Origin of the sequence: Burkholderia ambifaria AMMD (assembly GCF_000203915.1) — a bacterium.
GTDB lineage: Bacteria > Pseudomonadota > Gammaproteobacteria > Burkholderiales > Burkholderiaceae > Burkholderia > Burkholderia ambifaria.
Window position 1 is genome coordinate 1,306,339 of the sequence record NC_008390.1, and the last position, 14,761, is coordinate 1,321,099.

The following is a 14,761-nucleotide window of genomic DNA, read 5'->3' on the forward strand; positions in this document are numbered from 1 at the left end:
GGGAGCGGCGATGGAGTTCTCCAATCACACGCCTTTCCCGGCATTGGCGTTCGAATCGTTTGCGCCGGACGGCGGATCCTTCCATACCGTTGTATTGCGGCAGACTTTCGATTTGCGCAATGGCTCATTGGTGCTGGCGCAGAAGCAGACCCCGCTCTCGACATCAGATCGCTTCCACGGCGAGCCGAATCAGTCCAGCGTGGCAGAGGAAAGCGATCTCGCGCCATATAAACCGCTTTGCGATGTACTGATCAACGGGACGGCCTACGCGCCGCAGGGGCGATCGGTGCCGCGCTTCATGGCGGGTGTTCGAATTGTATCGGCGCCCATGCGATCCGAAGACGACGCGGGTGTGCCGACGACGAAAGTCTTGCTAGATCGCAGGCTGTCCGTGACAGGCCAAAGGTACTTTGCTCGGCGGTCGATGCTTGGTCGAAGCATGAATCGACTCGTGAAGATCGCCTCGCTCGGCATCGTGCGTCCCGTCGACTGGTGGCTGACGCCGCCCGAGCCAATCGCAGCGCTGCCTATGCGTTACGAATACGCATGGGGCGGGCAGTGTCGGGTCGACGCGCAGGATCAGGCTGCGAAACGTGTGCCTAAGGCATCTCGGCTCAATGACAAACAGCTGGCTGCACATCCCGATCAAGACAGCGTTCCGGTGGCGCATACGGCCTGCGAAGACAATCCGGTCGGTCTGGGGTTTGCTGAGCGTTGGTTCCTTACCGCGACGAAGCAGCAAAAGGTCGCTGCGCCGCAGATCGAAGCCAGCAGTGAACCCATCTCGATACAAGCATGGCTAGCAGCTTCGAATGGGCAGCCGCATCCGTCGCTGCATCCGGTCGGCTTCGGTATCGTCGGGAAAGCGTGGGGATCGAGGCGTGAGCTTGCTGGCACCTACGATGATCAGTGGCTCGCTGAATGCCATCCGGGCTTACCAGACGACTTTCAGTTCAGGTACTGGAACGGCGCGCATCCGCTGATGCAGGTGCCGCACCTGAAGGGTAACGAGACGATCGTGCTGACGAATCTTGTTCCCGCCGGCACGCCCGGATCGACCGTCGACGAGCGTGGCAATACGATCCTGCGCATCGCCTTGCCAGGACATCTACCGATGGGATGGGTCTACACCGACCAGTCGCTCAAGTTCGCGCCGCTGCTGCTCGATACGCTGTCTGTCGACGTGTCAGATACGGCGAAGCCCGTGGTGACGTTGGTCTGGCGTGCGACGCTGATGAAATCCGCGCGTGCGCAGCGCTTTGAGGCAAGGTTTGTGAACCATGCCGACTTGGAGCGACTTGCCGTGCGTTCGCCGGCAAGCTCGATCGGATCAGCGGGAGTGCGGCATGGCTGAACCACTGACTTTCACCATCACCGGCGACGCAGGCGACGTTTTCCGTGAGCACTTCAACATCCAGAGTGTCGAGCAGGCCCGCGACGCGGTGAAGAATCTGGATGCGCTATGGAATACACCGAATCCGTGGAGCCACCGTTCCGACCTGCGGGATATATTTGACGAGGCGGGGAAGTCAGTTCAAAGGCGCTTTGAAACTGGCGTCTATAAGCCGCTGGATAAGGCACAACCGTCCGATCATTTCTCCAAGGGTAATCGGATTGCGTCGAGACAGGACGGTAGCTTCAAGGCGGTCAGTAGCACGCCTGACGTCTGCAAGACGCCGATGGGTAGCTCGACGCCGCCGGTGCCCTATCAGGTCGTCTCGGATCTGAGCGGATCATCGGGCGTCGTGCCGAGCGTGCGATTCAACGGAAAGCCGGCGTACGTGCTCGATCAGAGTGTGGTCCCGACATGTACGGGCGACGAGGCGGGCTCTGCCGATGGGGTGGGTTCCGGTACCGTGGGAGGCGAGACTAAGCCGACGAAGGGAAGCACGACGGTTCGCGCGGGTGGCCATCCGGTCATTCGTGACGGTGATCCCTGCACGATGAATTCCGGCAACTGTACGGGTACCTACGTGACCGCTCCCGGGCCGGGAAGCTCGGTCGATGCGAGCGGGAACGTCGTGGGCGATGCCAATCCGCCACCCGAGAAGGGCGTCATGCATCAGGTCGGCGGGTTCTTTAAGGGAGCCGGCGGTGCAGTGTGGGATATGGGTAAGGGCTTGGTTGGGTTAGGCGTCGGGGCAGCCAAGCTATCGCCTTTGTCGCAGGCTGCCGAGGGCTTGTCCGATCTGACGGGTCTGTACGACTATCACGGCTACTCGCAAACGCTGGACTCCGCCGGAAAGACGGCGCAGGCGATCTACGATCATCCGGGGGCGATCGTCGACGGCATCACCAAGCCGTACATGGAGGCGTGGGGTCAGGGCAACTATGGCGAGGCGCTTGGGCGCGGCGCGGTCGACATCGGCGGATTGTTTGTTGGTGGAGTCGGCGCAGCCGGCAAGGTCGGAGAAGTGGGGAATGTGGCAGGGAAGGTTGGCGAGGCGGTGAATGTTGCGGGAAAGGCAGGTGAGGTTGCTGACGTTGCAAATGTCGCGGGAAAAGCGGGAGAAGTTGCGAGCGCGGCTGGGAAGACGGGCGAGGTTGCCGAGGCGGCTGGTCAAGCGGGCAAAGCCTCGGACATCGGTGGGGCTGCGTCGAAGGGGGGAGAGGCAACCGAGGGAGCGGCCGATGCAGCAAAGGCCGGGAGTGCGGACGCAAAACCGGCGGGAAACGGGCTTAAGGTCGAACCGTCCAAAGATCCACGCTACAAGCGAGGAAAGTTCCGCAAGGGTGTGCGTGAAAAGGCGTGGGAAGATGCGAAGAAGAAGAGCCCTGATGGCAAGGTTCGAGATCCGATGACCGAGAAGGAAATGAATCCTGATGATCCTTGGGACATGGGGCACAAGCCGGGGCTTGAGCACAGAAAGCACGTGATCAGTGCTGCAGAACGTGATCTCACGCGCAAACAGTTCCTTGATGAGTATAATGATCCCAGCCATTATCGACCTGAACTTCCTTCGTCCAATCGCAGTCACGTAGGCGAAGACTTGACGGATGACTATTTCGGACCGTGACATGACAAAAGGCCCAATTTCTGCTGATCGAAAAGCCGTGGGGCGGCATGCCTTATCGGTGTTCGGCGGTAAACCCAAGGTGCAGGAATATCTGCATGATGATTTGCCCATGGCTGTTGATGTACTTTCGGTCGCGGACTCCCCCGAACCTGATCTCGTGTCGTACAGCACGATAGGTCTATTTGAGACTGTTTTGGGGAACGAGACGGAATTGGGTACTCGAGTTGAGTTGTGTGGCGCGATGCCCGTTGATATTGAGCAGTGGCCTAATGTGCTTGCCTCCGCTGTTTTTGCGCTGATGCGATCGCGGCGGGCGGTGATGCCGGGGAGTGTGCTGGAAGGGTATGTTGCAGAATACTACAGCGACACATTAGTCCCGCACTTGTACTTGACTGCACCATTCTTGTGGAGCGAAGGGCATTTTAAGCAACTTGAATTGGACAGTGGAGTAAAGGTCAATTGGTTACAAGGGATTCCTATTTCGAAGGCTGAGCTGGAAATCCTTCGTGCGCGAGGAGAGAGTGAGTTTGAGGATTTGCTTGAGCAAGCGGACGTAGACGTTTTCGATTTGTACCGGGCCTCGATGTAGAGGAACCGTGCTTTCCGATGTTCTCACATTGTGCGTTATGTGCGCGGCATTTGGATTGCTTGGCGAATTGCGCATGAAAAGCCCGCTGCGAGCGGGCTTTTTTGCGTCCTGCGGATTTGCAACAGCAATGGGCGGGAGCCCGAGTTTACCAGCGGCTCGAACAAGATTGCTCGAAGTTCGCCATCCGGCCAGTTGCTGGCGATGGCGAGTGACAGCTACCGCCTCCGGTCTAGGCCGTTACGCCGGCTCATGTCGCGTACTCGAAGGTTGCGGAGTAGCGCCATTGTGCAGACTCGATCATTGCCACTGAGTACACGGCCTTTACCCAAACTTCCCTCTGTCCGCAATGCAAGTCAACCAATTGCTGAAGAGCGGAAATGATCTCCTTCGTCGGCAGGACGATGTCCATCATCCCGTCCGGGTTCGTGATCTCCATTTCGAGGCGGTCCCGCTCGCCAGTACGCGTTACGATCATCTCAGCAGTCCGCCATGCTTCCGGTGTCGGAATGATTAGCGAATTAGCGATTTCGTGGTCGATGGGGCTTGCAGCGCCACGAGATCAGCCAACGAGTTCTCCCGGCATTGAATTGTGGCGTTAGCGGCCTCAGCGTAGGTCTTCGCGTAGCTTTCAGGGATAAGCCTTGTCAGTCAATGCGCAGGTACTGCTGCATCATTGGAGTGTGGGCTGAGATAGTGTTGGGTTGCCGACATTCGGGGACGATTAGCCGCCTTTGATCTGCAAGTCCGGAACGCGCTCTGCATGGTGGCTATTGCCCCGAGCCTATAAACTTTGACGTCTCATCCAAAACTCAGCTAGCAGGATAGCCGCCGGATGGGAGTGGGGGATGTGAAATCGGTGGGGACGAGATGGATCCGAGGTAGCTCGATCTCGGCTGAATCGGGTTACATGAGGGTACATGGATCGGTTAAAGAAAAAGGGGTTACATGCTTTTGACATGTAACCCCTTGATTCCTTTGGTCGGAGCGATAGGATTCGAACCTACGACCCTCTGATCCCAAATCAGATGCGCTACCAGGCTGCGCTACGCTCCGACGAGCCAAATATTCTATCGTCTAATGGGTGATCGGGTCAATCAAGTTATGCATATCGCCCACATCATCCCGAACCGTTCACGATTGGCGACAATTCAGAGTGTGAGCGTCCGGCACGCACCTGCGCGACCGGATCGTTCGCCGATGCATGGAGAGACATCATGATGAACCTGATCCTGTGGCGCCACGCCGAAGCCGAAGACTACGCGGCAAACGACCTCGCGCGCCAGCTGACGAGCCGCGGGCGCAAGGAAGCGCAGACAATGGCTAAATGGCTGCGCGGCCGGCTCGAGTCGAACAGCGTGATTCTCGCGAGCCCGGCGGCACGTACCGTGCAAACCGTCGAGGCGCTGACCGACCAGTACCGGACCGTCGATGCGCTCGCGCCGGGCGGCAGCGTCGACGACGTGCTGACCGCCGCCGGCTGGCCGGACGGCATCGCGCCGACGGTCATGATCGTCGGACACCAGCCGACGCTCGGCAGCGTCGTCGCGCACCTGATCGCCGGCAACGGTGACAGCTGGAGCATCAAGAAGGGCGGCATCGTGTGGATCGCAAGCCGGACGCGTGACGGCAGTCGTCAGGCCGTACTGCGCGCGTTGTTGCCGCCGGACCTTGTGTGACGGGGTTTGACCGTATTGATCATACGGTTTCGCAAGCTTTCTGCTAAAGTCAATTCGGCGACACGTCATTGAATGGACACGGTCGTGCCACAGAATGGTAACGGCCAGTTACTACATTGGCTGGCATGTCGTCCTATTCCTTACGACCAGGAAAGCCTAATGCGAGAACTGCCGACGCCTACGCTCCCTTTTGCCTCGCTTCCCCTCGACACGACGCGGCGTCACCTGCCGCGCGCTGCTGAAACCGTCACATCCGAGTACCGTCTGCGTGCCGCATGGGCGCGCACGGAAGACGAATTGCGCGAGGCGCAGCGCCTGCGTTACACCGTCTTCGCCGAAGAGATGGGCGCGCAGCTCAGCGGCCCCTCCGGTCTCGACGTCGATCCGTTCGATGCCTATTGCGACCACTTGCTGGTGCGCGATCTCGACACGCTAAAGGTTGTCGGCACGTACCGCGTGCTGCCGCCGCACGAGGCCGCGCGTGTCGGCCGTCTGTACGCGGAAGGCGAATTCGACCTGTCGCGCCTGACTCACCTGCGCGGAAAGATGGTCGAGGTCGGCCGCTCGTGCGTGCACAGCGACTACCGCAGCGGCGCCGTGATCATGGCGCTGTGGGGCGGCCTCGGCGCCTACATGATGCAGAACGGCTACGAGACGATGCTCGGCTGCGCGAGCGTGTCGATGGCCGATGGCGGCCACTATGCGGCGAACCTGTATCAGTCGCTGTCGGCTAACGCGCTGACGGCGCCCGAATATCGCGCGTTCCCGCATACGGCGCTGCCGGTCGACGAACTGCAGACGGGCACCGTCGTCGCGCCGCCGCCGCTGATCAAGGGCTATCTGCGCCTCGGTGCGAAGATTTGCGGCGCGCCGGCCTGGGATCCCGACTTCAACTGCGCGGATTTCCTGACGCTGTTCCGGCTGTCGGACATCAACGCCCGTTACGCCCGCCACTTCCTGGGCTGAGCAAACCGGATCGCGCGGCGCGCCCGTTGCGGCGCGCACGCATGCGAACGCCGTCGCGTGGCACCTGCCACGCGACGGCGTTCGGCTATTCGGACGAGGTCGGCTTATCCGGCCCTGTTAATTTGAACGGTACGCAGCAACCGCCGTGCGCGCGGGCGCACGTTCGGGGCGGGTCCCGCAGGCGGCGACCCGGACGACAGGCGGCTTGCCTAGTGCTTGCGCCGCCAGTCGAGCAGATGGTGTTCGGCCATCCAGTGATGGACCATCCCTTCGCCGCCGTGGCTGCGCTTGTATTCGCGCGATTCGAAGTACGACAGGGCGACGAGCACCATCAGGCCGACGAACAGGCCGATCAGGCCAGCGATCTCTTCAGACGACATGGCAGCCTCCTTTCAACGGGCACAGCGCCATGCCTTCATACTAGAACATCCGCGGGACGACCCCTAACCCGGAATTCCGCTAGACTCGGCGCGGTCCTGGCGCGCGATGGGCGCGCCGTTTTCCGGAGAGCCTTCCCGATGACCCGTTTCATGCTGGCCGTGCTGGCCGCGTCCATTCTTGCCGGCTGTTCCAGCGATCCCCGCCAGGCCCGTCGTGGCCACCCGCCGCAAGATCCGGCCGATTACCACGGCGTGCCGACCGACATGACGCCGCCATCGATGCTCGGCGCGCCGGCGCCGGCGCCGGCACCTGCACCCGCGCAATAACATCCGGCCCGCGTGGCCGTCAGGCGCCGGCCGCGGGCGCGTCGGCGCTGATCCGCCGCACGAGCGCCGGCAGGTAGCGTGCGAGCGTCGCACCGCGCGCGACCATGAACAACAGCAGCGCGAACCACAGCCCGTGATTGCCGAACGGGCCGACGACGGTCAGCGTCGCGGCAATGAAGATCGCGAACGACGCGACCATCGCGCGCATCAGCGATTGCGTCTGCGTCGCGCCGATGAACACGCCGTCGAGCAGGAACCCCCACACGGACACGATCGGCGAGATCGCCGCCCATGGCAGGTATTGCAGCGCGACCGCACGGATCTCGGCCTGGTCGGTCAGCCGCGCGACGATCCATCCGCCGGCCGCCCAGTAGACGAGCGCGAACAGCAGCGCACCGAGCGCGGACCACAGCAACGTGACGCGCACGGCCTGCCGGAATCCGGCGCGGTCGCGCGCGCCGGCCGCGGCGCCGACGAGCGCCTCGGCCGCATGCGCGAAGCCGTCCAGCCCGTACGCCATGAATGTCTGAAAATTCAGCAGCAAAGCGTTGGCCGCGAGCGTCGCATCGCCCTGTTTCGCGCCGACATGCGCGAACCAGCCGAACGCGCCGAGCAGGCACATCGTGCGCAGGAAGATGTCGCGATTGAGCACGATCAGCCGCTTGAGCGCCGCACGGTCCGCCAGCGCACGCGTGGGGATGGGCGCGAGGCCGCGCGGCCGCAGCTGCCATAGCATCCAGGCGCCGAGCGCGAAGCCGCATGCGTCGGCGGTCGCGGTCGCCGCACCGATCCCGGCAATGCCCCAGCCGAAGCCGTACACGTACAACAGCACGGCACCGATGTTCACCGCATTGATGAAGACCTGCGCGACGAGCGCGAGCCGCACGCGCTGCACGCCGAGCAGGTAGCCGAGCACGACGTAGTTCGCGAGCGCGAACGGTGCGCTCCAGATCCGCGCGTGGCCGTAGGCCAGCGCAGTTGCGCGCACCGCGTCGCTGCCGCCCAGCGCGGACAGCGCGAACGACAGCAGCGGCACCTGCAGCGCGAGCACCGCGGCGCCGAGCGCGAACGCGACGATCAGCGCGCGCAGCACGTTCAGGCGGATGCCGGCCGCGTCGCCGGCGCCGTGCGCCTGCGCGACGAGGCCGGTCGTGCCCATGCGCAGGAAGCCGAAGCCCCAGAACACGAAATTGAAGAACAGTCCGCCGAGCGCGACGCCGCCGAGATACTGCGCGCCGTCGAGGTGGCCGGCGACGGCCGTGTCCACCGCGCCGAGGATCGGCTGGGTCAGGTTCGCCAGGACGATCGGGAACGCGAGCGCGAGGACGCGCCGGTGCGAGACGACGGCCGATCCGGTGCCGACTGCGTGCGGTAATGCGGAATCGGACATGGCGGACGCGTCAGGCGCGTTCCTGCACGCAGACCCACGGCGACACGACGACCGCCCACAGCTCGGGATTGCGCGCCGCGAAGTCGGCGGCCGTTTCCGCCGGCATGCGCGCGACGAGGCCGGACGACAGCCAGCGCGTGACCTGTTGCGCATCGTCGCCGGCAATCGCTTCCGCGACGCTGACGAGATCGAGATCGCGCGCGACCGACAGCAGCTTGCCCTGCGCGAAGAAGCGCTCGAGATCGCACCAGTCGATCTTGGCGGTTTCGCCGAGGAGTTTGGCGTAGAGGGGGCTGTGCGACGCGCCCGCGGCGGATTCGTGTTGGTCGGAGGACATCGTTGTGCGTTGGAAAGACTGCGTGGCGCCACTATAAACCATCCCGGCGGCCGGCCGCCCGGCACGGCCCACGACGGTTCAAGCGTCGCGCAGCGCGCAGCGCACGATCTTGCCGGTCGCCGTCATCGGCAGGCTGTCGACGAACGCGATCGCGCGCGGGTATTCGTGCGCGGCGAGGCGCGTGCGCACGTGCGCCTGCAGCGCCTGGACGAGCGCGTCGTCGCCGACATGGCCGGGGTTCAGCACGACGAACGCCTTGACGATTTCGGTGCGGGTCGGGTCGGGCACGCCGACGACGGCCGCCATCCGCACCGCCGGATGCGTGAGCAGGCAGTCCTCGATCGGCCCCGGGCCGATCCGGTAGCCGGCGCTCGTGATCACGTCGTCATCGCGGCCGACGAAGCGCACGAACCCATCCGCGTCGATCGTGCCGGTGTCGCCGGTGAGCAGGTAGTCGCCCGCGAACTTGTCGCGCGTCGCGGCGGGGTTGCGCCAGTATTCGATGAACATCACCGGGTCGGGGCGGCGCACCGCGATGCGCCCCTCGACGCCCGGCGGCAGCGGCGTGCCTTGCTCGTCGACGATCGCGACCGTATGGCCGGGCACGGCCTTGCCGATCGCGCCGGGCTGCGCGTCGAACAGCGCGGCGCACGACGACAGCACCATGTTGCATTCGGTCTGTCCGTAGAACTCGTTGATCGTCACGCCGAGCGCGTCGCGTCCCCAGGCCGTCAGCTCGGTGCCGAGCGACTCTCCGCCGCTCGCGACCGATTTCAGCGCCAGCGTGTGGCGCTCGCGCGGTGCCGGAACCGCGCGCATCAGCTTCAGCGCGGTGGGCGGCAGGAACGCATGGGTCACGCCGTGCCGCGCCATCAGCGCGAACGCGGCCTCGCCGTCGAACTTCTCGAAGCGGCGCGCGAGCACGGGCACGCCGTGATGCCATGACGGCAGCAGCACGTCGAGCAGGCCGCCGATCCACGCCCAGTCGGCGGGCGTCCAGAACAGGCGCGCGTCGCGCGGAAAGCATTGCTGCGACATCTCGACGCCCGGCAAATGGCCCAGCAGCACGCGATGGGCGTGCAGCGCGCCTTTCGGCTTGCCGGTCGTGCCGGACGTATAGATGATCACCGCCGGATCGTCGGCGGCGGTGTCAGCCGGCACGAAGTCCGGCGATTCGGCCGCGAGGGCGGCGTCGTAGCGCAGCACGCCCGGCGCGTCGGGCACGTCGTCGCCGATGCAGTAGCACGTGTGCAGCGTCGGCAGTTGCGCGCGCAGCGGCGCGATCTTCGCATAGCCGGCCGCGTCGGTAACGAGCGCGGCGGCTTCGCTGTTCGCGAGCCGGTATTCGAGCGCGTCGGTGCCGAACAGCGTGAACAGCGGCACCGCGATCGCGCCGAGCTTGTACGCGGCGAGATGGGCAATCGCGGTTTCGGGGCCCTGCGCGAGGAAGATGGCGATCCGGTCGCCGCGTTGCAAACCTGCACGCGCAAAGCTGTTCGCGAGCCGGTTAGAAGCATTCCTCAGGTCGTCGAATGTGAGGCGCGACACGTCGCCTTGCGACGTTTCGTGGATCAGCGCGAGCCGTCCGCTGCCATCGGCCCACTTGTCGCAGACGTCCACCGCGATGTTGTAGCGGGCCGGAACCTCCCACTGGAAGCGGGAGAGCAGGTCGTCGTAGCGTTCGGCGGCGGGCAGCATCGCGGGTCTCCTTCATGTCGATCGACGGATCAGGTCGATGGTTTACATCAACATTTCACGCGACCTGACCACAATGGCGTGCGAGAGATAGGGAATGTGCGGACTCGTCCAACGGGTGCGGCTCAGTGCACGATTCCGCAATGACGCATAAGATCACGACAAAACAGTGATGTGACCATGGATTTGCTTTTGATAGCTGCGGGGTTCAGCCTGTTCGGAATCGGGGCGCTGGTGGTGTTTGCCAGCCGCGTCGATCCGTTGTCCGGCCGTTTCACCGGCCGTCTGCGCAAGCGCTGACACAACCTTCCCGATTCTCCTCGCGACGACATGCGATGCATGCCGGCATCGCGTGTCGCCTTGTCGATGCCGGGCGCGTTCAGCGCGCCGGCAGGTAGCGTGCCGGATCGATCGAGCGGCCGCCGTAACGCAGCTCGAAATGCAGCGCGACGCGATCGCTGTCGCTGTTGCCCATCTCCGCGATCGTCTGCCCCTGCGTGACCGACTGACCTTCCTTCACGAGCAGCGCACGGTTGTGTGCGTACGCCGTCAGGTAATCGGCGTTGTGCTTGAGGATGATCAGGTTGCCGTAGCCGCGCAATCCGTTCCCCGCATAGACGACCGTGCCCGGCGCGGCAGCCAGCACCGGTGAGCCTGCGGCGTTCGCGATATCGATGCCCTTGGATTTCGAACCGTCGAACGTGCGCACCACGTTGCCGGCGGCCGGCCAGATCAGCGCGATGCTGCTGGCCGGCTTGACGGCCGATTCGACCGGCGCGGAAGGCGCGGGGCGACTGCGTCCCGCGCTGCCGGTGCCAGTGGTCGACGCGGTCGTGGTGCCGGGCGGCGGCGCGACGCGCAACACCTGGCCGACCTCGATCGCATCGGGGTTCGTGATCTGGTTCCAGCGCACGATGTTCGCCATCGACGTGCGATTCGCGCGCGCGATCTTGTAGAGCGTGTCGCCGCGCTCGACGCGGTAGTAACCCGGGCCGACGGGCGCGGAGCCGCACGCGACGAGCAGCGCGGCGCAGGCGGCCGCGACGAGTCGCTTCGTTGTTGTTCCGAACATTGAACCTCGCAAAACCCTGCCGCGCGACGCGGCAGGCAATACAAAACGTCAGATTTTAACGGGTTCGACCCGAGCGCCGCAGTTTCGCACCCTCGCGCGCCATTTCGGCGCGTGACGGCATCAGCCCGCGAGCGGCACCACGCGGATGCGCAGCGTGGCCGTTTCGGTCGCACCCGGCGCAAGCATGCGTAGCCCGAGACCGTTGTGGATCGCGTCCGGCAGCCCGAGCCATGGCTCGACGCAGTAGAAGTCCGATTCCGGCTTTTCGGTCCAGGTCGTGACTGCGTACCACGGGATCGAGCCCGGTACGTCGAGCGCGATCTCGATCGTGCGGCGGCGGCCCGGCATCACGATGCGCACCGGCGTGGACGGCGCGCCGTCGAGGCAGTGGAAGCGGTCGAGGATGTCCGGATCGTCGAGCGTGTAACGCGCTTCCCCGCGTTGGGGCGCGCTGATGGAGCCGTCGGCGTTCTGCGCGCAGCGGTGCGTGGGCGGCAGCTCGAGCGTGGTTTGCGCGCGCTCGCCGTGCGGCAGCGCGAAATAGAAATGGTGGCCCGCGTAGTAGGGCAGCGGCGTGTCGCCGCGGTTGGTCGTGGTGAGCGCGACCTCCAGCGTGTGCGCGTCGGCGAGCCGGTAGGTCGTTTCGAAGCGGAAATCGAACGGGTAGCTCGCGTGCAGTGCTTCGTTGCCTTCCAGCGTCATCGTGAGTGCGGCGCCGTCGGCCGACGGTTGTGCCGCGAACGGCAGGTCACGTGCGAAACCGTGCATCGGCAGGTCGCGGACCACGCCGGCGGCATCGCGCCAGCGGCCCAGTTCGCCGTCGACGCGGTGGCGGCCGAGGAACGGGAACAGCAGCGGATTGCCGCCGCGCACGCGCGCGAGGTTGCTCCAGTCGGCCGTTTCCGGCCAGAAGATGATCGGCTCGCCGTCGACGTGCCACGACAGCAGGCGGCCGCCGAATTGCGGGGCGACCCGAACGAGCGACGGGCCGGCGTGAAGTTCGTGAATGTCGTGCTGCTGGAAGATCGGCATGGCGAATCGGTATGAACGGGGTGGGCGGGGGTGCGCGATGGCGCGCTCCATTATCGGGCCGCGACGCGGTCGGGGAAAACCCTTCTCGGGGAAATCGCGAGTTTTTCAGATTGTCAGCTGTCGGGATAATGCCTCTAAACCGGTGAGGTTGCCGGGTCATGACACTTCGAGGAGCGGCCATGGATCTGGCAATGGCAATGGGAATCGCACTGTTCGGCATGTTCACCGGCAGCACGGTATTGTTTTTCTACCAGCTCGGCCGCTGACGGCAATTTCTGCCGGAATCGAAAGGCCCGCCATGCAAATGGCGGGCTTTTTGCTTTCCGAACGCTTACAAATTGCAAGCGTTTGTGTGCATTGCCGCAATAACCTGCCAAATGCCTTGGCGCGGTAATCCTGGCTGGGCATAATCGGGGCGCGTTTTTTTCGGACGCGCGCTGCGTCGTCCGCTTGTTCACCCGATTGCTCATCACTAAAAGGACCGACGCGTGAGTCTCTGGTTTCTGGTATTCCTGAGCGTCCTGCAGGGCGTTACCGAACTCTTCCCCGTCAGCAGTCTCGGCCACACGCTGCTCGTGCCGGCGTTGTTCGGCATGCACATCGACAAGCATGCGCCGCAGTTGCTGCCGTTCCTCGTCGCGCTGCACCTCGGCACCGCGCTCGCGCTGCTGTGGTATTTCCGTGCGCGCTGGATCGCGCTGATCAGCGGCTTCTTCGCGCAGCTCGGCGGCCGCAAGAACGACGACGGGCACCTGATGTGGGCGCTGATCATCGGCACGATCCCGACCGGGATCGTCGGCCTGCTGCTCGAGAAGCGCCTCGAGCGCGTGTTTCACGATCTGCGGATCGTTGCGGTCGCGCTGATCATCAACGGCGTGCTGCTGTGGGTCGGCGACCGCATTCAGCGCAGCCGTGCGCACCAGGCGCCGGAGAAGATGACGTTCAAGCAGGCGTTCTTCGTCGGCCTCGCGCAGATCGGCGCGCTGATTCCGGGATTTTCGCGCAGCGGCCTGACGATGATCGCCGGCAATGTAGCCGGGCTGACGGCGGAGAAGGCGGCGGAGTTTTCATTCCTGCTCGGCACGCCGATCATTTTTGCCGCGGGCGTGCTCGAGTTGCCGAAGCTCTTTCATGCGCGCGACCAGCTCATGGACGCGCTGCTCGGCGGCGTGCTGACGGCGATTGCCGCTTATCTGAGCGTGCGGTTTCTGATGCGCTATTTCGAAGGGCGCGGGCGGCTGGCTTCGTTCGGCGTGTATTGCGTGATCGCCGGCGTGTTCTTCCTCGGCTGGTTCATGCTGCATCCGCAGCCGGTTTGACGGTTGCGGCGCCGGTCGCGCGTGATATGACGCGATGATCGGGTATAATTTCGGGCTCGGCTTCATGCCGGGCCCGTTTCGTTTCGGGGCTTTGAGTTCGTGGTTGTTGGGGGTGGGCTCGAAGCTTCGTGCGTTAAATGCGGTCCGGGTTTTTGTGGCCGTGTCTTTTCCCTCGACCGCCCTTAGCTCAGTTGGATAGAGCAACGGCCTTCTAAGCCGTAGGTCACACGTTCGAATCGTGTAGGGCGGGCCAGTCTGATCAAGCTTCTGCGGTTGCCTTCCTCGACGCACGTCTCCGTACTGGAGTTCCATGTAACCGCTATGTAACCTGATTTCATCAATTCGGGGCGAGGACCATGCCGCACACAAGTTTTGGAATGCACGCGCGCCGCACTCGGTGGATTCCAGGATCGCGTCTCGATACAGAATCTAGCGACGCCGCATCGACCTAGATACGACGAGGCCTTGCTAAATTGATGGGGCCTTTGTGTACAGTCCCGGTTCTCCACAATCCAAGGGGAGCTGCTTGATTAAGAGTCGCTAACACAACCTGAACATGAGGCTGCGAACGTCATATCGTCGCGGCATGGCGAGACGCAAAATCAGTAACGAGTTGTGGGTGGTGCTGGAACCGTTGATTTCGGCGTTCACGCCATCTCCCAAGGGCGGGCGGCGGCACACGGTCGATGATCGAGCAGCGCTGAACGGCATCCTGAATGTACTGCAGACCGGTATTCCTTGGGAAGACCTCCCCCAGGAGTTGGGCTTCGGCAGCGGTATGACGTGCTGGCGACGTCTACGAGACTGGCAGGACGCCGGCGTATGGGAGCGGCTGCATCTGGCGATGCTTCGTCGGCTGCGCGAGCATGATCAGATCGATTGGGAACGGGCAAGTCTCGATGGAGCCAGTGTCTCCAGCCCCCGGGGGGCCAAGAAACCGGCCCTATCCCGACAGATCGGG

At 63.9% G+C, this 14,761-nt stretch carries 15 protein-coding genes, 2 tRNA genes and 1 pseudogene; 10 read left to right on the forward strand and 8 right to left on the reverse strand.

Annotated features, from left to right (window positions below; all coding sequences use genetic code 11):
• Positions 1-10: 10 nt before the first annotated feature.
• The 3 genes from BAMB_RS06045 to BAMB_RS06055 are packed head-to-tail and all read left to right on the forward strand — an operon-like array spanning position 11 to position 3,606.
• Positions 11-1,354, forward strand: a complete 1,344-nt coding sequence (locus BAMB_RS06045; RefSeq protein ID WP_011656516.1) for a DUF2169 family type VI secretion system accessory protein — start codon at positions 11-13, stop codon at positions 1,352-1,354.
• Positions 1,347-3,017 (forward strand): PAAR-like domain-containing protein, encoded by a 1,671-nt coding sequence (locus BAMB_RS06050; protein ID WP_011656517.1) that lies wholly within the window; start codon positions 1,347-1,349, stop codon positions 3,015-3,017. The genes BAMB_RS06045 and BAMB_RS06050 overlap by 8 nt, the downstream gene beginning before the upstream one ends.
• Position 3,018: 1 nt before the next feature.
• Positions 3,019-3,606, forward strand: coding sequence for a suppressor of fused domain protein (locus BAMB_RS06055; protein ID WP_011656518.1), 588 nt, complete (start codon positions 3,019-3,021; stop codon positions 3,604-3,606).
• Positions 3,607-3,853: 247 nt separating this feature from the next.
• Here the strand turns inward: BAMB_RS06055 and BAMB_RS06060 are convergent, their stop codons facing one another.
• A complete protein-coding gene (locus tag BAMB_RS06060; RefSeq protein ID WP_041491138.1) occupies positions 3,854-4,081 on the reverse strand; it encodes a hypothetical protein in 228 nt (75 codons plus the stop codon).
• Between the two features lie 501 nt (positions 4,082-4,582).
• Positions 4,583-4,659: transfer RNA gene (locus BAMB_RS06065), tRNA-Pro, on the reverse strand.
• Positions 4,660-4,820: 161 nt separating this feature from the next.
• Between BAMB_RS06065 and sixA the strand changes: the two genes are divergently transcribed.
• Together sixA and BAMB_RS06075 are read left to right on the forward strand one after the other, a co-directional pair.
• Positions 4,821-5,282 (forward strand): phosphohistidine phosphatase SixA, encoded by a 462-nt coding sequence (sixA, locus tag BAMB_RS06070; RefSeq protein WP_041491139.1) that lies wholly within the window; start codon positions 4,821-4,823, stop codon positions 5,280-5,282.
• Positions 5,283-5,441: 159 nt separating this feature from the next.
• Positions 5,442-6,248 (forward strand): GNAT family N-acetyltransferase, encoded by an 807-nt coding sequence (locus BAMB_RS06075; protein ID WP_011656520.1) that lies wholly within the window; start codon positions 5,442-5,444, stop codon positions 6,246-6,248.
• Between the two features lie 209 nt (positions 6,249-6,457).
• Here the strand turns inward: BAMB_RS06075 and BAMB_RS35185 are convergent, their stop codons facing one another.
• Complete coding sequence (locus tag BAMB_RS35185) at positions 6,458-6,628, reverse strand: hypothetical protein (protein ID WP_006750326.1); 171 nt, start codon at positions 6,626-6,628, stop codon at positions 6,458-6,460.
• A 138-nt stretch (positions 6,629-6,766) separates the two neighbouring features.
• Between BAMB_RS35185 and BAMB_RS06080 the strand changes: the two genes are divergently transcribed.
• Positions 6,767-6,955: a hypothetical protein gene (locus BAMB_RS06080; protein ID WP_011656521.1), complete on the forward strand. Its 189-nt coding sequence runs from the start codon at positions 6,767-6,769 to the stop codon at positions 6,953-6,955.
• 19 nt (positions 6,956-6,974) lie between these two features.
• Here the strand turns inward: BAMB_RS06080 and BAMB_RS06085 are convergent, their stop codons facing one another.
• From BAMB_RS06085 to BAMB_RS06105, 5 genes are all read right to left on the reverse strand, one after another.
• A complete protein-coding gene (locus BAMB_RS06085; RefSeq protein WP_011656522.1) occupies positions 6,975-8,345 on the reverse strand; it encodes an MATE family efflux transporter in 1,371 nt (456 codons plus the stop codon).
• A gap of 10 nt (positions 8,346-8,355) precedes the next feature.
• The gene (locus BAMB_RS06090; RefSeq protein ID WP_041491140.1) at positions 8,356-8,682 is read right to left on the reverse strand and encodes a DUF2288 domain-containing protein; all 327 of its coding nucleotides are present in this window, start codon (positions 8,680-8,682) and stop codon (positions 8,356-8,358) included.
• A gap of 78 nt (positions 8,683-8,760) precedes the next feature.
• Positions 8,761-10,380, reverse strand: a complete 1,620-nt coding sequence (locus BAMB_RS06095; protein ID WP_011656524.1) for an acyl-CoA synthetase — start codon at positions 10,378-10,380, stop codon at positions 8,761-8,763.
• A gap of 376 nt (positions 10,381-10,756) precedes the next feature.
• On the reverse strand, positions 10,757-11,449 hold the full coding sequence (locus BAMB_RS06100) for a peptidoglycan DD-metalloendopeptidase family protein (RefSeq protein ID WP_011656525.1): 693 nt from the start codon (positions 11,447-11,449) through the stop codon (positions 10,757-10,759).
• Between the two features lie 120 nt (positions 11,450-11,569).
• On the reverse strand, positions 11,570-12,481 hold the full coding sequence (locus BAMB_RS06105) for an aldose epimerase family protein (RefSeq protein ID WP_041491141.1): 912 nt from the start codon (positions 12,479-12,481) through the stop codon (positions 11,570-11,572).
• Positions 12,482-12,639: 158 nt separating this feature from the next.
• Between BAMB_RS06105 and BAMB_RS35815 the strand changes: the two genes are divergently transcribed.
• From BAMB_RS35815 to BAMB_RS33475, 4 genes and pseudogenes are all read left to right on the forward strand, one after another.
• Positions 12,640-12,747: a hypothetical protein gene (locus tag BAMB_RS35815; RefSeq protein ID WP_006750334.1), complete on the forward strand. Its 108-nt coding sequence runs from the start codon at positions 12,640-12,642 to the stop codon at positions 12,745-12,747.
• Positions 12,748-12,969: 222 nt separating this feature from the next.
• On the forward strand, positions 12,970-13,800 hold the full coding sequence (locus tag BAMB_RS06110) for an undecaprenyl-diphosphate phosphatase (protein WP_011656527.1): 831 nt from the start codon (positions 12,970-12,972) through the stop codon (positions 13,798-13,800).
• 176 nt (positions 13,801-13,976) lie between these two features.
• A tRNA-Arg gene (locus BAMB_RS06115) sits at positions 13,977-14,053 on the forward strand.
• A 333-nt stretch (positions 14,054-14,386) separates the two neighbouring features.
• Positions 14,387-14,760, forward strand: a pseudogene (locus BAMB_RS33475) (transposase); the annotation flags it as partial.
• Position 14,761 lies beyond the last annotated feature (1 nt).